Origin of the sequence: Acinetobacter sp. MF4642, assembly GCF_002018925.1 — a bacterium.
In the GTDB taxonomy this organism is placed as follows: domain Bacteria; phylum Pseudomonadota; class Gammaproteobacteria; order Pseudomonadales; family Moraxellaceae; genus Acinetobacter; species Acinetobacter johnsonii.
The window spans coordinates 162364-181976 of the sequence record NZ_MVON01000004.1 but is presented as its reverse complement, the minus strand read 5'-3'; the positions used below and the strand labels follow the sequence as shown (position 1 = coordinate 181976).

18 protein-coding genes, 4 tRNA genes and 1 pseudogene are annotated in these 19613 nt (G+C 41.7%); 13 read left to right on the top strand and 10 right to left on the bottom strand.

The genetic code is table 11. The features are described 5' to 3' along the window. Positions 1 to 330: 330 nt before the first annotated feature. Positions 331 to 936 carry a LysE family translocator gene (locus MF4642_RS04030; RefSeq protein ID WP_078425376.1) on the bottom strand — a complete coding sequence of 202 codons (606 nt, stop codon included), beginning with the start codon at positions 934 to 936 and terminating at the stop codon, positions 331 to 333. A 114-nt stretch (positions 937 to 1050) separates the two neighbouring features. Here MF4642_RS04030 and MF4642_RS04025 point away from each other — a divergent pair, with 114 nt between their 5' ends. Further along, positions 1051 to 1545 (top strand): Lrp/AsnC family transcriptional regulator, encoded by a 495-nt coding sequence (locus MF4642_RS04025; protein WP_004695793.1) that lies wholly within the window; start codon positions 1051 to 1053, stop codon positions 1543 to 1545. Further along, on the top strand, positions 1545 to 2150 hold the full coding sequence (locus tag MF4642_RS04020; RefSeq protein WP_078425375.1) for a GNAT family N-acetyltransferase: 606 nt from the start codon (positions 1545 to 1547) through the stop codon (positions 2148 to 2150). The genes MF4642_RS04025 and MF4642_RS04020 overlap by 1 nt, the downstream gene beginning before the upstream one ends. Here the strand turns inward: MF4642_RS04020 and MF4642_RS04015 are convergent. The 6 genes from MF4642_RS04015 to MF4642_RS03990 form a co-directional block, all read right to left on the bottom strand. After that, a complete protein-coding gene (locus tag MF4642_RS04015) occupies positions 2077 to 2475 on the bottom strand; it encodes a hypothetical protein (protein WP_078425374.1) in 399 nt (132 codons plus the stop codon). The two genes, MF4642_RS04020 and MF4642_RS04015, sit on opposite strands and share 74 nt — an antisense overlap. Before the next feature lie 334 nt (positions 2476 to 2809). Next, positions 2810 to 3721, bottom strand: coding sequence for a tyrosine recombinase XerC (locus MF4642_RS04010; RefSeq protein WP_017397047.1), 912 nt, complete (start codon positions 3719 to 3721; stop codon positions 2810 to 2812). A gap of 153 nt (positions 3722 to 3874) precedes the next feature. Next, positions 3875 to 4720 carry a diaminopimelate epimerase gene (dapF, locus tag MF4642_RS04005; protein ID WP_078425373.1) on the bottom strand — a complete coding sequence of 282 codons (846 nt, stop codon included), beginning with the start codon at positions 4718 to 4720 and terminating at the stop codon, positions 3875 to 3877. Between the two features lie 6 nt (positions 4721 to 4726). Further along, a complete protein-coding gene (lysA, locus tag MF4642_RS04000; protein WP_078425372.1) occupies positions 4727 to 5977 on the bottom strand; it encodes a diaminopimelate decarboxylase in 1251 nt (416 codons plus the stop codon). A gap of 32 nt (positions 5978 to 6009) precedes the next feature. Then, positions 6010 to 6234, bottom strand: coding sequence for a hypothetical protein (locus tag MF4642_RS03995; RefSeq protein ID WP_004982578.1), 225 nt, complete (start codon positions 6232 to 6234; stop codon positions 6010 to 6012). A gap of 133 nt (positions 6235 to 6367) precedes the next feature. Further along, positions 6368 to 7771 carry an amino acid permease gene (locus tag MF4642_RS03990; RefSeq protein WP_078425371.1) on the bottom strand — a complete coding sequence of 468 codons (1404 nt, stop codon included), beginning with the start codon at positions 7769 to 7771 and terminating at the stop codon, positions 6368 to 6370. Between the two features lie 331 nt (positions 7772 to 8102). Between MF4642_RS03990 and MF4642_RS03985 the strand changes: the two genes are divergently transcribed. From MF4642_RS03985 to MF4642_RS03975, 3 genes are all read left to right on the top strand, one after another. Continuing rightward, on the top strand, positions 8103 to 9464 hold the full coding sequence (locus MF4642_RS03985; protein WP_004695773.1) for an alanine/glycine:cation symporter family protein: 1362 nt from the start codon (positions 8103 to 8105) through the stop codon (positions 9462 to 9464). Between the two features lie 143 nt (positions 9465 to 9607). Beyond that, complete coding sequence (gene radA / locus MF4642_RS03980) at positions 9608 to 10999, top strand: DNA repair protein RadA (RefSeq protein WP_078425370.1); 1392 nt, start codon at positions 9608 to 9610, stop codon at positions 10997 to 10999. Between the two features lie 118 nt (positions 11000 to 11117). Further along, entirely contained in the window at positions 11118 to 12080 is a 963-nt protein-coding gene (locus MF4642_RS03975) for a Tim44 domain-containing protein (protein WP_078425369.1), read from the top strand. Positions 12081 to 12572: 492 nt separating this feature from the next. On the opposite strand, the gene MF4642_RS03970 is transcribed toward MF4642_RS03975, so the two are convergent. Continuing rightward, positions 12573 to 13751 carry a S1C family serine protease gene (locus MF4642_RS03970; RefSeq protein WP_078425368.1) on the bottom strand — a complete coding sequence of 393 codons (1179 nt, stop codon included), beginning with the start codon at positions 13749 to 13751 and terminating at the stop codon, positions 12573 to 12575. Positions 13752 to 13919: 168 nt separating this feature from the next. Here MF4642_RS03970 and MF4642_RS03965 point away from each other — a divergent pair, with 168 nt between their 5' ends. The 8 genes from MF4642_RS03965 to MF4642_RS03930 all read left to right on the top strand — a co-directional run bounded on the left by MF4642_RS03965 (position 13920) and on the right by MF4642_RS03930 (position 17928). Continuing rightward, entirely contained in the window at positions 13920 to 14678 is a 759-nt protein-coding gene (locus MF4642_RS03965) for a Nif3-like dinuclear metal center hexameric protein (protein WP_078425367.1), read from the top strand. A 345-nt stretch (positions 14679 to 15023) separates the two neighbouring features. Further along, positions 15024 to 15644 carry a superoxide dismutase gene (locus MF4642_RS03960; RefSeq protein WP_078425366.1) on the top strand — a complete coding sequence of 207 codons (621 nt, stop codon included), beginning with the start codon at positions 15024 to 15026 and terminating at the stop codon, positions 15642 to 15644. A gap of 209 nt (positions 15645 to 15853) precedes the next feature. Continuing rightward, positions 15854 to 16480, top strand: a complete 627-nt coding sequence (locus MF4642_RS03955; protein WP_078425365.1) for a superoxide dismutase — start codon at positions 15854 to 15856, stop codon at positions 16478 to 16480. Between the two features lie 144 nt (positions 16481 to 16624). Further along, positions 16625 to 16700 (top strand) — tRNA-Asn (locus tag MF4642_RS03950). A 4-nt stretch (positions 16701 to 16704) separates the two neighbouring features. Further along, positions 16705 to 16780 (top strand) — tRNA-Asn (locus MF4642_RS03945). Between the two features lie 195 nt (positions 16781 to 16975). Then, a tRNA-Asn gene (locus tag MF4642_RS03940) sits at positions 16976 to 17051 on the top strand. A gap of 280 nt (positions 17052 to 17331) precedes the next feature. Next, positions 17332 to 17407: transfer RNA gene (locus tag MF4642_RS03935), tRNA-Asn, on the top strand. A gap of 56 nt (positions 17408 to 17463) precedes the next feature. Then, the gene (locus MF4642_RS03930) at positions 17464 to 17928 is read left to right on the top strand and encodes a DUF2726 domain-containing protein (protein ID WP_161489505.1); all 465 of its coding nucleotides are present in this window, start codon (positions 17464 to 17466) and stop codon (positions 17926 to 17928) included. A 1-nt stretch (position 17929) separates the two neighbouring features. Here the strand turns inward: MF4642_RS03930 and MF4642_RS03925 are convergent, their stop codons facing one another. Next, positions 17930 to 18160 (bottom strand): hypothetical protein, encoded by a 231-nt coding sequence (locus MF4642_RS03925; protein ID WP_078425363.1) that lies wholly within the window; start codon positions 18158 to 18160, stop codon positions 17930 to 17932. 108 nt (positions 18161 to 18268) lie between these two features. Beyond that, positions 18269 to 19608 (bottom strand): annotated as a pseudogene (locus MF4642_RS03920) (lipase family protein). Positions 19609 to 19613 lie beyond the last annotated feature (5 nt).

Below are 19613 nucleotides of genomic sequence, written 5' to 3'. Positions count from 1 at the left end.
CTCGATCGGTCACTTTACCTAGGCAAAAAGGTTCCATTTTTGCCCATTGGGCATCAGTAAGTATGTATCTATCCATAGTACTATTATAAATTAATCAGTAGCCTTTGTTAATTCTCAACAAGCCCTAATATTCACCATTAAATAGATTATTGACTGTCTGTTCACATCTTTATCAGGCTTCACAAATCTGTCATTTAAGATAGATCACGCAGCCTTAGATTCAAATACTCATTATTCTAGACATACGATGACACAATATTGCTACTTTATTAACCACTCTAAAAAACTTCCTCAAAAAAAAGCATGCCATTTTGACATGCTTCTCTGAGTTTAATTGGCAATCAGCCATGTCGCGGCCAATGCCAACAGCCCACCTGAAGTGCCATCAATCCATTTTTGCTTACGTTCATCTATTGGGGACTTCTGTGTCAGTTTTGCAAAAACCAGACTCAAACTACAGTAGACCACAAAAATCATCGCGATAAAGAGTAAAGATAAAATCAAACCTTGACTGACAGTGTTGGCAGATTTATCGATAAATTGAGGCAAGATTGCAAAATAGATAAGCATACCTTTAGGATTTAATAGTGCGGTAAAAAAGCCTTTTTTGATCGGGTTATTTTCCGTTTTTCGGTCTAGTTGCAATTTTTTAGTGCTAAAAACCGACTTTAATAAACCAAAGGCCAAATACAACAAATATGCAATACCCAGCCAGCGGATGGTTTCAAACAAAAGCGGGAAAGACACAATAATGGCAGCAATACCCAAAGCCACTAAAATTGAATGTAGTAAATAGCCTGTACATACGCCGATAGTCGCCATCATGCCTGCTTTTGCATCTTTGCCCATAACTTGAGACAGAATAAATAACATATCTGGCCCAGGTGTAAAAATCAGCGGCAGCACGGTCAGTGCAAAGAGTACATATACAGACATTTCCTTTCCCCTTTCATCCATTAGAAAGTGAAAATTAGTATGTGCGAAATAATACAAAATTGGCTTTCAATTTATTCTATAATAAAACGTATTTTTCAAATTATATTCTAAGATATGAAACAATCACCAAAGTCTGTGCGCATAAAACTTGACCGTATTGATAAAAATATCATTCGCCACTTACAAGACAATGGCCGCATTCAAAATAATGACTTAGCACGAGAAATCGGTCTATCACCGTCTTCATGCCTAAGACGCGTCAAACTATTAGAAGAAGCAGGTGTTATTCAAAATTATACTACAGTGGTTGATCCACAAAAAATTGGCCTTCAACTGATTCTGTTCTCGCGTATTTGGCTGGTCGGTCAAGATGCCGAAACCATCGACACCTTTATTGAAGCCATGAAAGAGCTCCCTCAAGTCATGGAATGCTACATTATTTTAGGGGAATGCGATGCAATGCTGAAAGTTGTAGTACCTGATTTAGAAAGCTATCGCGAGTTCCAATCCACGCATTTGACCAAAAAGAATGGCATTACCAGTGTCAAAACAGACTTGCCAAGTCAAATCATTAAACAAAGTTTCCAACTGCCGCTTGATGAAATCTAATGTCAGCGCATTTAAATTTTGCGATAGAAACGGCGCGTTTACGTCTAAAAGCTTGGCGCACAGATGACTTTCCGGCATTTGCGCAGTTAAATGCCGATGCTCAAGTGATGCGTTATTTTCCTAGTCCACTCACGCAAACAGAAAGCGATGCCCTTGCGCAAACGTTTCAGCAATTCATCAATCAAAATGGTTGGGGCTTTTGGGCAGTCGAACTGAAGCATAGTCAAGAGTTCATTGGATTTACAGGCTTACATGCTCAAGCTGAACGCTTTGATTTTTCACCCTGTGTCGAAATTGGTTGGCGATTGGACTCGAAGTTTTGGCATCAGGGTTATGCCACAGAAGCTGCACAGGCTTGTCTATATTTTGCTTTTTCGGTTTTAAAACTGGATGAAGTTGTTGCTTTTACCGCAGTTCAAAATAGGGCTTCTGAAGCGGTAATGAAACGTCTCGGCATGCAACATCGTGGCTATTTTAATCATCCTAAACTCGATCAAAATAGCCCACTGCTTCGACATACACTCTATGCTATTAAGCCAACTGACTTTCTAAAAAATCACGATGAATATGACTTAAATCAATCAATTCATATTGTCCAAGATTAAAAATTTTCCAGACTTCAAGAAAGTCATCTTTCAAATCAATGCTATTTGAGGGCTGTGCAGTCGCTTGCCACTGTAAATCGGAAATCCATAAATAGCATTGCCCAGTCTCTGCATTAAAAGCCTGAACTTTACCTGCTGCATTGACGCCTTGAACAAATGCATTTTCAGGCAGTACAGGTTCAATATTGGCTAAACTAATTTCAACAAAGTGTTTGACCTGACGCAAACCATAGCCCGCAAAAATGTCTTTTTGCGCGGAGCTGAGTTGATCATACTTTGCTTGTATATCTGAAATCATATACTGACCTATTTTCGCATTTGTCATCTTCAATATAAGCTTAAATCTACCGTTTCATTAAACTGGAACATTAAGCCCATCCTCTTTTAAGTTTATACTCTATTTTTTGCCGATTTATTATTCTACAAAAGTTCATAATCACACTTTTTCTAACAAAAGTGAGCGATCATTGCTACTTATTGATCAAGTTGATTAAAGCAAGAATAATGCCGAATCTCACAGACCGCCCTAGTGCGTAAATGCGTACAATAGTTATCTACGGATGTGTTTACGCCGTTTGTTCTGACCTTTGGCATTTAACCTAAAACACAGCGCTATAGTGCATGCATTATGTGACACTATTTTTTAAAGTATGTATGAACTAAGTTTTCACCTTTTGCTGTGCTCGTGGATGCGTCTGATCATACACTTGAGCCAGTCTGTCAAAATCGACATGGGTATAAATTTGGGTGGTACTTAAGTTGCTGTGGCCTAACATTTCCTGCACTGCGCGCAAATCACCACTGTTTGACAGCATGTGACTAGCAAAACAATGGCGTAGTAAATGCGGATGCAGATCAATATTTACGCCTGCACGCTGTGCTTGAAACTTGACCCGATTTTCAATCTGGCGCATCCCCAAAGGATTGCCCTTTTGAGTAATAAAAACTTGTGCGTCGGGCACAAAATCACCATTCCATAGCGGATAAATGCTCAGCCATTTCATTACTGCATCTTTGGCTTTAGAACCAAAAGGCACAACCCGAGTTTTATTGCCCTTACCTGTAATACGCAGTAATTGTCGGTTAAAGTCGATGTCTTTAATTCTTAAGCCTTGCACTTCCGCTAAGCGTAATCCACTGGCATAAAGCAGCTCTAGCAAAGCTTTGTCTCGATACCACATTTGCTGTTCGACTTCTTTCTCAGGCAAGGCCTGATCCAAAATTTGATTGATGGTTTCAATGTCCACTAGCCCTGGTAAAGGGCGAGGTTTACGTTTGAGTTGAAAGTCATCGGCAGGATTAAATGCCAAATGTTGCCCCTGCTCAGCCCATTTCATAAACTGACGAATAGAGGACAACATCCGCTGTAAACTACTAGAGCTCAACTGTTGATATTCAACTTTTTGCGCAATAAATTCGCGTAAATCAGTGGCTTCAACATCGCCCAACTCAAGCTTTTTCTGTTCGCAAAACAACAAAAAATCAGACACATCTCGTTCATAAGCCTGCAAAGTATGGGCAGACTGATTTTGTATTTCTCGTTGTTTTAACCACATCGCGAGCAGTTGCATAGGCTCAAAAGTCACAAGTCAGCCTCTATAGTTCTATTCGGTGAAAAATTAATTGGCTTTTGTATAGTAGCACTGTCTCAGCTCTTTATATGCCTATTTCATTTTTCATATAAGAAGCACTGACGAATCAGTGCTTCTTATATAAGGCTAAACTTAGTTTTGATAGTAACTCAGATCAATACGTCCTTCGTAGACATTTGAGGTTGGCCCCGTCATCCAAACGACATCACCTTCACGCCATTCGATATGTAACTTACCGCCTGCTAGCTCAATCTCAACAGATGAATCGAGTAAACCACGGCGCATACCTGAAATTGCAGCCGCACAAGCTCCTGTCCCACAGGCCAAGGTTTCGCCGACACCCCGTTCAAACACACGTAAGCGCGCATGCTTTTCATCAATGATTTGCATAAACCCTGCATTCACACGCTGCGGAAAACGCTCATGCGATTCAACCTGAGGGCCTAGACGTGCAACATCAGCTGTAATTACATCAGGAACGATAGTAACTGCATGAGGGTTACCCATATTCACCACATCAATGGTCAATTGCTCATTGTCCGCCAAAGCAATGTCATACAAAGCTTCTGGTGCATCCGCAATAAATGGAATTTCCTGCGGCAAGAACTTTGGATAGCCCATATTCACACGTACCCAGCCATTTTGACCGAGTTCGGGTTCCACAATCCCTGCCTTGGTTTGCACTTTAATCTTGGTTTTTGTAGTGAGCTGACGCTCATGTACAAAGCGTGCAAAGCAGCGCACGCCATTACCACATTGTTCAACTTCAGAACCATCAGCATTGAAAATACGGTATTTGAAGTCGACATTAGGTAAATCGGGTGGCTCAACAATCAACAACTGATCAAAACCGATGCCGAAATGACGATCCGCCAAGCGCTGAATCGTAACAGTATCAAGGAATGCTCTTTGGCTGATTAAATCAACCACCATAAAGTCATTGCCTAGACCATGCATTTTGGTAAATTCTAGTAACATCTTGAATTATCCTTCAGGCAATAAACGTTCTTTGTCCCAAAGCGACTCAATGGTTTCACGCTCACGAATCAAATGTGCGTTTTCACCATCCACCATCACTTCAGCGGCACGACCACGACTGTTGTAATTTGAACTCATGACAAAACCATAAGCACCAGCACCCAATACCGCCAGTACGTCATTTTCTTTGAGTGCAAGCACACGCTCTTTACCTAAGAAATCACCTGTTTCACAAATCGCACCAACCACATCCCACTCTTTTGCCTCGATATCCGAATGTGGTGTAACGGGCTGAATATCCATCCATGCTTCATACAGTGCAGGACGAATCAAGTCGTTCATGGCTGCATCAATAATCGCAAAGTTACGGTGAATAGTCGGTTTGAGTAAATCAACTTTGGTCAGGAGTACCCCTGCATTTGCCGAAATACTACGTCCCGGTTCCATATACACTTTCAAGCCCAATTTTTCTAAAGCGGGCTTCATTGCATTGGCATATTCAAAAACGGTAGGCGGCACTTCATCTTTATAGGTCACGCCTAAACCACCACCAATATCGATGTGTTTCAACTGAATACCCATGGTTTTCAGCTGATCGATCATCACAATCACACGATCTAGCGCATCCACAAAAGGCTGTGTTTCGGTCAACTGGGAACCAATATGACAGTCAATCCCAATAATGTCTAAATTCGGCAGCGTTGCAGCATATTGATAGGTTTCAAAAACTGTATCTGACGGAATCCCAAATTTATTTTCTTTCAGCCCTGTTGAAATATAAGGATGCGTTTTCGCATCTACATCTGGATTGACACGCAATGAAATGGGTGCTTTTTTGCCGAGCTTCGCTGCAACTTTTTGAATCCGATCCAGCTCTGCATGAGACTCGACATTGAAGCATGCAATACCCACTTCTAATGCTTTTTGAACATCGATCTCAGTTTTACCTAAACCCGAAAAGACAATTTTAGAAGCATCGCCACCCGCTTTTAGTACACGAGCCAGTTCTCCGCCGGTCACAATATCAAAACCCGCACCGAGCTTCGCAAGGACATTCAATACCGCAATGTTTGAGTTTGACTTAACCGCAAAACAAATTTGATGATCGATAAAGTCAAAAGCACGATCCATCTCTGTAAAGTGTTTTTCAAAAGTCGCTTTTGAATAAACATACAGTGGTGTACCAAATTGCTGCGCAAGCTGTTGCAGCGAGCATTGCTCAGCGTGCAAAACCCCATGATTGCGGGTAAAACTCATGAATGTATCCTTTCTATGAAGCGTTTAAGGTATTAAGGCTGATTGGTTTCAACTGAAGGTGCAGCAAACTCTTGCTTCACGGGCGCTGTATCTTCCTTTTGTGCAGACGGCTTAGATGCTGCGTCTTTATAAAGCAAATATTTCGCTCGCTTGTCGTAGTTTGGATCATTTGGCATATGTAATGTACCAGACTGACCACAACCGACGAATGCAGTACTCATCACCAAGACACTGATGCAGCAAATGACAGAACGCATCTGATCACCTATTTGATATTTTGAAGAAGTATAACCTGATCAACATACATGACCAAACCACTAAGCGCTAAAGATTATAGTGAGTTAAAAAAAAACGCCAGTTAAAGACTGGCGTTTTTTTAAATGGTATCGATTATTTATGTTTCGGTTTGTAGAAACCAAAATAACCAATAATCAAAATGATAAACCAAATCGGACTCACCATTAAAGCTTTCATGGTATCGGCTTCTAGTGATAACACATAGATCACACCAATAAAGAAAACAATCACAAACCAACAAGTAAATAGACCACCCGGTAGTTTAAAAGTCGATTTTGCATGTAACTCTGGACATGTTTTGTAATACACAATGTAGCTCCAGATAATCATGATCCAGACGCAGATAAACAAAATCGTCGACAGTGTAGTTGCCAAAGTAAAGGCTTCAACAGTATTTGGTACAAAGTACTGTAGTGCAGCACCTAACAGTAAACAAATTGCTGAAAAGTACAATGCATTTGCAGGAACAGCACGCTTGTTTAAGTGGCCAAATGCTTTTGGCCCTTGATCTTCACGAGACAAACCAAACAACATACGCGACGTTGAAAACACACCACTATTCATTGATGACATCACAGAAGACAATACCACCAAGTTCATGATGATTGCTGCTGCTGCAATACCCGCTTGACTAAACAAGTTCACAAAAGGCGAAACCGCCGGATCAATCACGTTCCATGGTGTCACAGACATTACAATCACTAAAGACAGCACATAGAAAACAATGATACGAATTGGAATCGAGTTCACCGCTTTAGGCAAATTCTTTTCTGGGTCTTTAGTTTCAGCAGCCGTGGTACCGACCAGCTCTACACCTACAAAGGCAAAGATCGCAATTTGGAAACCCGCAAGGAAGCCTGTCACGCCTGTTGGGAATATTCCGCCATGTGACCAAAGATGACTAAATGATGCAATTTCACCCGTCGTTGAAGTGAACCCTGTAAAGATCATCCATAAACCAACGGCAATCAACACCACAATGGCAATAATCTTAATCAGTGCAAACCAGAACTCCAGCTCACCAAACAGTTTCACCGTAACCAAGTTCAAGCCCATGATGAACACAATGGCCGCAACACTGATCATCACCCCTTCCCCAGGTGTGAACGGCATCCCTCCATTAAAGAACTGAAGGTAATAAATAATGGCTGATAAGTCCGCGATACCAATCGTGATCCAACATAACCAATAGGTCCAACCAACGAAATAGCCTGCCCACGGCCCAATCAAATCGGTAGAGAAATCGATAAACGATTTGTACTTCAAGTTAGACAGCAGTAATTCGCCAAGCGCGCGCATGACCAAAAACACCATAAAACCAATAATCATGTAAATGATTAAAATAGATGGCCCAGCGAGACTAATCGTCTTCCCCGACCCCATAAATAAACCCGTACCAATCGCACCGCCAATCGCAATGAGTTGTAAATGGCGGTTGGATAAACTCCGTTTTAAATCACCTTGTTCAGAGGTCGATTCTGTATTTTCTAAACTCATTCTTGATGTCGTCTTTTATTTCCAGTCGCCAAAATTACCCGAAAAGAACAAAAAAATAAAAATAAAATTGTATTAATCTATATTTTCAACATCTTTTGAAAAGTTAATTAATTTTTCTTATATTTAACACGACAAAGGACACGTAAAAGTTCCTGTTGAAAAAATCAGCAAAACACTTGTCAAAAATAAATTTCCGTGTAACAAATACAACAAGACTAAAAATCAATAAAAAATCGTGCAGGAAGCATGACTGTGGCATATCAATTGCTTAATAAAACTCAAAATTTTTCTAGAAATTTCAAGTTTTAAAACATAGAGGACTAAAAGAAAAATGAATACACAAAGTTTACAAACTTTTATGGAAACCATCAGTGGTTGGGTCTGGGGACCCTATATGTTGGTCCTCATTGTCGGAACAGGGATATTCCTCACATTACGCTTGTTCTTCTGGCAAATTCGCATGTTGCCTCTGGCCTTTAAACAAGTCTTTGGCAAACATGACCAAGCACATTCTCATGCCGGAGATATCTCGCACTTTGCATCACTCATGACAGCACTCTCTGCCACCATTGGTACGGGTAATATCGCCGGTGTTGCAACCGCTTGTGTCCTTGGTGGCCCAGGTGCGGTGTTTTGGATGTGGATGACAGCACTGTTCGGTATGGCAACCAAATATGGTGAAGGCGTACTGGCAGTTAAATACCGAATCAAAAATGAAAAAGGTGAAATGTCTGGCGGTCCAATGTACTACATTGAACGCGGCCTAAAATGGAAGTGGTTGGCACTGATTTTTGCACTATTTGGCACCTTGGCATCTTTTGGGATTGGCAGTTCAGTGCAATCCAACACAGTTGCCCTCGCTGTTGAAAACAGTACGGGAGTTGCAACATGGATCACAGGTATCGTCATTACGGTATTCTCCGCTTTGGTTATTTTAGGCGGGATTAAATCGATTTCTAAAGCTGCTTCTTTCATCGTGCCGATTATGGCGATTGGCTATGTCCTCGGTGGCCTCATTATTATCTTCAACCATCTTGAACTCGTCATGCCTGCACTTGAACTGATCTTCCGTGATGCCTTTACGGGTGAAGCGGTAGCAGGTGGCGCAATTGGTGCTGTCATTCGTTACGGTGTCGCTCGTGGCGTCTTCTCAAATGAAGCTGGGATGGGTTCAGCACCCATTGCTGCCGCTGCTGCAAAAACCGACCACCCTGCACGTCAAGGCTTAGTCTCAATGACAGGTACGTTTATCGATACCATTATCGTTTGTAGTATTACAGGGATCGTTTTGGTTATGGGCTTTATTATGGCGGGCAATAGTTTTGGTGGCGAAACAGGCGCGGTATTAACCACTCATACTTTTAACCAATTACTGCCGGGTGTCGGAGGCTGGATCGTGACTTTTGGTATTGTGTTCTTCGCTTACTCCACCATTTTAGGTTGGTGCTATTACGGCGAAAAATGCTGTACATATTTACTCGGTGAAAAGTATGTTCTGTTGTACCGTCTCATTTACATCGCATCAGTCTTTATTGGTTGCGTGGCATCTCTTGATTTAGTCTGGCTATTTGCCGATACCTTTAATGGTTTAATGGCGGTTCCAAACTTAATTGCCTTGTTATTGCTGTCGACGGTGATTGTGAAAGAGTCACGTGATTTTGTCGAAAAACGTAAATCAGGTGAGTTGTACTAAGGTTATTTTCAAAGCAAATTTTTAAAATCTTCAATCGTTAAGCCACCTTCGGGTGGCTTTTTGATTCAGTGCATTCATTTCAAATCCAATCCTCTGTATGCTGTTGAACCATCGAATACTCCAAATAGTGCATCAAATAAAGCATGGCAAAAGCAAAAAGTGTTTACCGCTGTGAACAATGTGGCGCTGACCATTCAAAATGGGCGGGCCAATGTTCTGAATGTGGAGAATGGAATAGTCTAGTTGAAGTCAATATTGCACCAGCAGTCACACATCGTGCGCAGCCCAAAATGGGTGGCGGCTATGCAGGTCAAGCTGCTGCTATTACCACCTTAAATCAAATTTCAGTTTCACATGAGACTCGATTGGCTACAGGAATTGGTGAGTTTGATCGTGTGCTTGGCGGTGGTCTCGTCACGGGCTCTGTGGTACTGATTGGTGGTGATCCGGGTATCGGGAAATCGACTATTTTATTGCAAACGGCAACGCATATGGCCGCAGCCAACAGTGCGGCATTGTATGTCACAGGTGAAGAATCACTTTCTCAAGTGGCCTTACGTGCAAATCGTCTTGATCTGCCTACGGATAAACTCAAAGTCATGGCAGAAACCTGTGTCGAGCGGATATGTGAAATGCTTGCCCATGAGCGTCCAGCCGTGGCAATTTTAGATTCCATTCAAACCCTATATACCGAAACACTCCAGTCAGCGCCGGGCGGTGTTTCTCAAATTCGTGAGTCCGCAGCTTTACTGACACGTTTTGCTAAGAATAGTGGTACAGCCTTGTTCATTGTCGGACACGTCACCAAAGAAGGTGCACTGGCTGGCCCGCGTGTGCTTGAACATATGGTGGACTGTGTTCTGTACTTTGAAGGTCAGTCCGACTCACGTTATCGGATGATTCGAGCTGTTAAAAACCGTTTTGGTGCAGTCAATGAACTCGGGGTTTTTGGCATGACCGATAAAGGCTTAAGAGAAGTAGCGAATCCTTCAGCCATTTTCTTAAGCCGTTATGATGAAGCCATTGCAGGCTCAATCGTGATGATCAGCCGTGAAGGCACACGTCCTCTGTTGGTTGAGGTTCAAGCTTTGGTTGATGATGCACATGGTCAACCGCGCCGAGTCTCCTTAGGTTTAGAACAAAACCGTTTAAATATGCTCTTGGCGGTAATGCATCGCCATGGTGGCGTGCAAACATCTGGACAAGATGTCTATGTCAACGTTGTCGGTGGTTTAAAAATCACGGAAACAGGCTCTGACTTGGCCGTCCTATTGGCCTGTGCCTCTAGCCTGCGAGGTAAAGCACTACCACAACAATTGGCTGTTTTTGGCGAGGTAGGACTCTCTGGAGAAATTCGCCCAGTCCCTAATGGACAGGAACGCTTAAAAGAAGCCATTAAACATGGTTTTAAATACATTATTCTACCGCGAGGCAACGCACCGCAAAAAGACATTGCTGGGGTGAAGGTCATCGCCGTGGCGCGCTTACATGAGGCACTCACTGAAGCCATGAGCTTAAGTGACGAACTCAACTAAGCTAAATTCCATTCAATTGGATTTCTCATAAAATAAACACGTTTTTTATTGAAATTTAGGATGAAAGACTGCATAAAGGTAGAGTTAAAATTTATTTTTTATAGAGTAGGAAAATTTGATGGAAGTTCGACAGCGTGGTTTGATTGCTGGTTTTTTAACAGCGGCTCTTTTAGTTGCACCCTTAGCCGCAGAAGCTAAACGTGCAGGTGGTGGTAAAAGCCACGGCATGAGCCGTCAAGCTGCACCAACTCAGTCTTATCAACAACCTCGTCAAGCAACTCCAGCTCAACAACCTACCGCGCCCGCTACAGCTCCAGCTAAATCTGGTCCAGGCGTCGGTGGTATGGTTGCGGCTGGTGTAGCGGGTGCTGCAATTGGTGCTGTAGCTGCAAATGCATTGGCAGATGATAACTCTGCTTCTCAAGCGCAAGCACAGGAAGAAAAAGGTGGTATTCCGAGCTGGATTTGGATTCTTCTTGCCGCTGCTGTTGCCTTCTTCATTTTCCGTAAAATGGGCGCAAAAAAAAAAGTAGCACCTAATCCATACGCGCCAAACAATGGTTCAACTCAAGCACCGTTTGGCCAACAAGCTGCACCACGTACATCAAATGACAACAGCAACATTTTTGGCCAGTCTGTAGGTGGTTCAGCTGCTACACCACAAAACAACGCACCTTTTGGCACTGCCTATACCAATAGTGGTAGTCAGCTGCCAGACGGTACAGAACCTGCGGCTTTCTTACGTATTGCTCGTCAACGTTTCAATCATATTCAGTCGATGAACACGGCAAGTAACATTTCTGAAATTCAGCGTTATTTAACACCTGATCTTTACCAGTCTATGTATCAAGACATTATGGCAAACCAAGATCAAGATGTAGCTGAGTTTTCAAACCTTAATGCGATGGTTGCGGACTCTGCGACAGAAAATGGCCAATACGTGGTTAGCGTACGTTTTACTGGTACAGTAAGTGAAGACCTCAACAGCTTACCGCAACCTTTTGCTGAAGTTTGGCACTTTGTAAAACCTGCGGGTTCTACCCAAGACTGGCTCGTTGCGGGTATCCAGCAAGAAGCGTAATTTCCAGATATATAAAAACAGCGACTTCGGTTGCTGTTTTTTTGTGCCCTATAAATCCTCCTGTAGATTCAACCGAGTCATCAGCACCTCGCTTAAACAAAAACACCATTCAAAACGATAACAGCAATGGTTTTCCTAAAAGTTAGGCTCAACATTTCCAAATAAGTAAAACCTATCATCTATGTTAAATAAGAATCACACAAAGAGACTACACAAGGCATCCTCAGTCATACACCTTCTTTTAGCTTCGACCTATACCTCCACACAAATAAGTTCATCGTGTTATGAATGCTTGATGCCATTGGGCAATATCTAAAAATAAGTGAGCTTTGATTTTCGACTAAAACTGAGATCATCATTTACCAATCTTAGGCATTTAAAATGCACAGGGTTTTTATTGATCATGCTCTGCATTTAATATTCACACTGTAAATCATCTACTCATAAAAAATGCCTCTATAAAGAGGCATTTTTTATTTACGTTTTTTAGTCTTATTCAGGTAATGGGATAAATTGAGAGTCCTGATTTTGCTCTTTTCTTTCCCCAACAACCACAGCAACATCTAAAGGTTTGCCATCGCGCTCAAGTGAAATCTGAATGGTGCTATTTGGCGGTTGTAGAGCCACAAAATTAATCAAATGTGAGGTTGAAGTAATCACTTCATCATTCACTTTCACAATCTTGTCGCCTTTCTTTAAACCAGCTTTTGCAGCAGGTCCCGCTTTTAACACATCCGCGACAACCACACCTGGCCCTTTAGGCTCTAAGATATTGACTTGTTCAACAGGCAATAAACTAATACCTAGCCAACCACGTACCACACGACCGTCTTTAAGAATAGAGTTCAGTACTTGTTGGCAAATTCTTGCAGGAATGGCGAAACCAATACCTAAAGACCCACCTGACTGAGAGAAAATCGCAGTATTAACCCCAATCAAATTCCCCGCGACATCAATCAAAGCACCACCAGAATTACCAGGATTAATTGCAGCATCGGTTTGAATGAAGTCCTCATAGGTGTTAATACCTAAGTCAGAGCGTCCTGTAGCGGAGACAATACCTTGCGTAACCGTTTGTCCCACACCAAATGGGTTACCAATGGCCAAGACTACATCACCCACTTCGTTGCCGCTTAGCTTAAAAGGTAAAACAGGCAGTTTCTCTAGCTCAATTTTAATCACAGCCAAATCGGTATCGGGGTCGGTACCAATCACTTTTGCCACTGCTCGACGACCATCTTGTAAGGCCACAACAATTTGATCGGCTTGAGCAATCACATGGTTGTTTGTCAAAATATAACCATCAGGACGAACAATCACACCCGAACCCAAGCTGTTTTCATTTTTGTTTTGGCTAAACTGATCTGGAATTTGATTGCCAAAAAATTCACGGAACGCAGGATCATTGAGTAATGGATGGTCAAGTTGTTTGACTTTTTGCGTGGTAAAAATATTCACTACTGCTGGCGCAGCCACTTTCACGGCGGCACTATAAGAAACCACCCCACCGGTACGCGTGGTGTTAATTAAAGGCTCAACCTTTTCAGCAGGCATCTTAATACCATCCGACGCCACAGGCGCTTTTGGCTTTTGATACTGCTGCCAAGCAAAAAATCCAGCAATGACTAAAATGAGTAATACCCAAGGTAACCAGGAAAAGGTCCTGCGCACGATTTCACCCTCTAAAATGTTTTAATTCATTGATGACTAAGTAATTTATGCCTATTGTAAAGCGAAATTTAAGCCGAAGCACAAAAATAAGCAAGAGTTTTGTCATGCTTTAGTTACAATAAACAATAGGTTCCGATGTAATCAATTTAAAAGAGTTTTTAAGTCGATATGGCAAAATTACAAGACATTATTCAGTGGTGTGCTCAAACCCTTAAATCACCTGAGTTTAAGGACTATGCACCGAATGGCCTTCAAATTGAAGGAAAGACCGAAGTGCGTAAAATTTTAGCTGCTGTGACTGCATCGCAAGATGCCATAGATGCCGCGATCCGAGAAAATGCGGATCTTTTACTGGTGCATCATGGTTATTTTTGGAAAGGTGAAACCTCTCCCATCACAGGTATGCGCGGTAAACGGATCAAGAGTCTGATTCAACATGATATTTCTTTGTTGGCATATCACCTCCCCCTCGACAGCCATGCGAGTCTTGGAAATAATGCAGCGATTGCAGATTTGCTCAAACTGGAACGTATTGAGGCGCTTGACCCATCTGAGCGTCATCCTATTGGCAATATTGGTTATTTAAACCAGCCTATGCCTGTAGAAGAGTTTAAAAAGTTTGTGTCTGAGAAATTAAAGTTTGATGTTACCCATCTTCCTGCGGACAAGACCATGATTGAAAAAGTTGGTTTTTGTACCGGTGGTGCACAAGATTTTATTGTAAAAGCCGCTGAACAAGGCTGTGATGCCTATATTTCAGGCGAAGTCAGTGAACGTACCTTCTATGAAGCTAAAGAATTAGGCGTACATTATTTTGCTTGCGGACATCATGCGACTGAACGCTATGGCGTGCAGCGATTAGGTCAAGCCATTTCAAAACAATTTGATATTGAATATGTTTATTTCGAGTTAAATAACCCGATCTAAGCAATCACTGGGATGAGGCTTCTTTCATCCCAGTCCTTTCAATGCGCTTACATTGCATGGCATCCGACATCACTTCCATTTCAGCAAATGATTAATTTCTAAAATATTATTCCTAGCCTTTCATCTTTTTAAAACAAAACATAGCATCAGTTCAAAAGCGCTTTGCATCTCATTCTTGTTATACATACTGAACTTCCAACCCAATATGAACAATAAAACTTGCTATCTTCTACCTTAAAATTGCAAATAATAAACATATTGATTCTCATTAACTTTTAAGTAGATAATGAAACTGCTTTAAAAAATCCCAATAAAACAATTTTGATGATTAAAGGAATCAAACACATGGCTTATTCTTTACCCGCTCTTCCTTATGCCTATGATGCACTCGAACCCAATATTGATGCGAAAACCATGGAAATTCACCACAGTAAACACCATCAAACCTACATCAATAACATTAATGGCGCGATTGCAGGCACAGAATGGGAGAAACTGTCTGTGGAAGATTTGGTTGCCAAAGTCAATGAAGTCCCTACTGATCTTAAAAATATGGTGATCAATAATGCAGGTGGTCATGCCAATCACTCACTGTTTTGGACTGTCATGAGTCCACAAGGTGGTGGGCAACCAACTGGAGCTGTGGCAAAGGCTATTGATGAGCAACTCGGGGGTTTTGATACTTTTAAAGAGGCTTTTACCAAAGCAGCGATTAGCCGTTTTGGCAGTGGTTGGGCATGGCTGAGCGTGACACCTGAGCACCAGCTGATTGTTGAAAGCAGTGCAAATCAGGATTCCCCACTGATGCACGGTCATACCCCTATTCTCGGTTTAGATGTATGGGAACATGCGTATTATCTAAAATACCAAAACCGCCGTCCTGAATATATTAATGCCTTTTATAATGTGGTCGATTGGGATGAAGTAAATCGACGTTACCATACTGCGTTACAAGCTAAAAATTAATCAACCACCTCAATCCATCTAGAGCTTAGAGTCTTTTAAAATGAATATATTCTGTACGAAAGGCTCTAACGATATCTTGTGTATCGTATATGTCTCCTTGCGAAGTTTTTTGCATATTTTGTGTATTAAAAGACTGCCCTATTGTCTATAGAATCATTTACAATAAATGCACTTAAAGTAAAACCCAGCAAATCTGCAAGGAATGAAACATGACAACCATTACTTTACCTGCACTTCCATATGGCTACGAAGATCTTGCTCCGCACATCAGCAAAGAAACTTTAGAATTCCACCACGACAAACACCATAATACTTATGTTGTTAACCTAAACAACCTAATCAAGGGTACTGACCTTGAAGGCAAAACTTTAGAAGAAATCATCACAGCTTCTGCTGGTGATGCAGCTAAAGCAGGTATCTTCAATAACGCAGCACAAGTTTGGAACCACACATTCTACTGGAACTGTATGGCTAAAAACGGTGGTGGTAAAGCAACAGGTGCTTTAGCTGCTAAAATTGATGAAGTGTTCGGTTCTTACGAAAAATTCGCTGAAGAATTTGCTGCTGCTGCAACAACTCAATTCGGTTCAGGTTGGGCTTGGTTAGTTGCTGACGAAGTAAATGGCAACCTTTCTATTCTTAAAACTTCAAATGCAGACACTCCACTTGCACACGGTAAAGTTGCAGTGTTAACCATTGACGTTTGGGAACATGCTTACTACATCGACTTCCGTAATGCGCGTCCTGTTTACATCAAAACTTTCCTTGAAAGCCTTGTAAACTGGGATTATGCAAACGCGAAATTTGCAGGTCAAGCTGCTGGCGTTGAAAAATAAGATTCGTCTTGTTTAAAAAACCGCTCTTTTTGAGCGGTTTTTTTGTTTTTGCTGCCTAAACGCATATTTATAAAGCAAACAATTCATTTCTCAATATTTTTTGCTTGACCCATTTTCCTTTCCTCCCTAAAATGCGCATCAGATTCTCCAATAGCTCAGTCGGTAGAGCGACGGACTGTTAATCCGCAGGTCCCTGGTTCGAGCCCAGGTTGGAGAGCCACTATTCTTCCATAGCTCAGTCGGTAGAGCGACGGACTGTTAATCCGCAGGTCCCTGGTTCGAGCCCAGGTGGAAGAGCCAAGATTCTAAAAAGCCCAAGCATCGTGACTTGGGCTTTTTTATCGCTCATTATTCTGATCCACAAACCTATACCATTCTGGTATACAGTTATGACATATCAAATTGTTTATAAAAAAAACATTTAATCTAAAATTCGACTTTTTTTAGCATTGTAACTTGACCGATATGTAAATTTCTCTATACTGCATTTCAGATTCTCCAATAGCTCAGTCGGTAGAGCGACGGACTGTTAATCCGCAGGTCCCTGGTTCGAGCCCAGGTTGGAGAGCCAAATTTTAAAAAGCCCAAGCATTATGACTTGGGCTTTTTTTCTATCCATGTAGATGATATTCACCTATAAGTAAAACCAAAATCACTCTAAAGCAGCTCTCCATACAGGCCCTTCTCATCTCGACTCCCCCAAAACATCTTCATGAAAAGTGTGTGGCCGAATCAAATCGCACCAATAAAAGCTAAACCGTTTATTTTTAAATCATTTAAAGCAAATTATATAAAAATATCAGGCCAAAGACTTGACCCTTTGAGCTTTGCCACATAGAATGCGTGCAGATTCTCCAATAGCTCAGTCGGTAGAGCGACGGACTGTTAATCCGCAGGTCCCTGGTTCGAGCCCAGGTTGGAGAGCCAAAATTCTAAAAACCCACTCCATGCGAGTGGGTTTTTTCTTTGCGCTAGAAAATATTGTGTTCGATCTAAGTCAAATCATCTTTTTTATCATCGGCTGCCTCGCCACTATTACGTTAGTGATGATGGTCTACCCTGACCTATTTCGCCGTAAACAAAAGTTTTATGCCAAACACGTCATTACACCATTTGAACGTAAAATGTTTATTCGCTTAAAAGAAGCCTTTCCACGCCATCATGTTCTAGCCCAAGTTTCATTTAGTTCGCTGATTACCAGTGATCACTATAAAATACGGGCCAAATTTAACCGTAAAGTCACTGACTTCGTTTTATTAGATGAACAATTAGCGGTCGTGGTGATTATTGAACTCGATGATCCTTCCCATATCGGCAAAGAACAAGAAGATGCAGAACGTGATGCCATGCTCAATGAAGCAGGTTACATCGTTCTGCGTTTTACAGAAATTCCAAGCATTCGCCAACTGCACAAACACATTGGTATCACGCCTGCAATGCGTGCTTGAATTATTTTGAGATCGCGCTGCTCGCTTCCTGCTGTGTGAATTGCTTTTCGGCAGCCAATTTTTCTTGAATACGCTGCTGTTGTTCTTCCTTAATACGCTGATATTCCGCTTGGTTTTTTGCATCGCTTTTTACCGCTAAAAAAGCAATCCCTAAAATAAGCAATGGAATCACAATACCAAGACTCGCCAAAAACATCACTTTCGGCGTTAGTTTTTTAGTTGATTTCGTCATAGCCAGCCTATTCCCAATATCTAGATTTTGATGGGCCAATACTATAACAAAAAAAGAGCCTCAATCATGAGGCTCTGTCTTCAGTATAAATATTTAATTTAATGCCAGTTAGGGTGCTATGCCTGTACAGTTGACGTTCTGGCTCGCATCCTTTTGCGCATCAGTTAACACAATACCCGTACCCGCAGCCATATGGGTCTGAATAAAGTCTACAGCCTCCGCATTCCGACAAACTATGGCTTGGGTATGAGATGCACCTATAACTGGATCAAGTGTCACATTTGGTGAACCCAATGTTTTCAAGTTTGCAACCAAAGCTTGGGTAATTGGATAGGGTACATTTGTATCTGCTGTGCCTTGTATTACATAGACTGGTTTATCAATTCGTTTAGTCCCAGGCTGACTACTGATTAAGAAGTTTTTTACGGTTTCATTGGTTGCAAACACACTAGTATCTAAACCAGGATAATCCATGACTTTTTTATCAAGATTTGCTGTCATAAACTGAATAATATCGTCTTTAAATTTATTAATTAAGCTTAAACTTGGGTCACTATCATTGTCTAAACACAGGCCATTATCCCCTGTTGAACCTTCTGCAAACTCAGCCAAAGATTTGGCACGTGATTGGAAAATATCTTGATAATTAAATCGTGGCTCATAAGCTTTAATACCCACCCCTGTTAACGCTGCATAAGCCAATAAAGTTGCATAAGTATCCACCGATGTCCGATATGCTAGAGGGACATTAGCAGCCGTTTCACGTGCTTCGATGTCAGCCAATGCAGCAGGCGCAACTTCAAGAATAATTTTACCCAAACTCGAAGCTGGTGCACCCGCCACAGCACCTTTATAGGTTGCATCTGTATTAGCAAACTCGGCTGTACCCAATGATGCATGCCCAACCTTGTGATTGACCAATCGACATCCATGCTCCATTTAACTGGGTACCATAATGCTCTTTTGCGGCCTTTACGGCTGCAATGGCAGAATTTAGCTTGGCTCGACAAATTCAAATAAGGATGTACACCTGATGTACCTAGACCTTCATAATCTGGAGCAACAATGACATAGCCTGCAGCCAATAATGTATTCGCTAAAATTTTAAAGCGTGGATGAATCACATTTTTACTTGGTGCACAATCATCTCCACCTCCGACCGTGCTATGCTCCCAAACCACTACACGATAACCATCTGTAGGTGGTGCTACTTTAGGGAACATCACCAGCGCCGTTGCTTTAGCGGTCTGACCTTGAACATTTTCCATGTTATACATCATTACCTTAATAGAAGCTGCAGTGGTTAATGTGTCTTCTGAATAGGCACTTTCAGAAACATAGGTCTGTTTTTGATTTGAAGCGGGCGAATCATCATCGTCATTACAAGCAGTTAAAGACAGCATTGAAACGGCAACTGTAAGGGCTAATGCTATTTTCGAGCGTTTCATAAAAT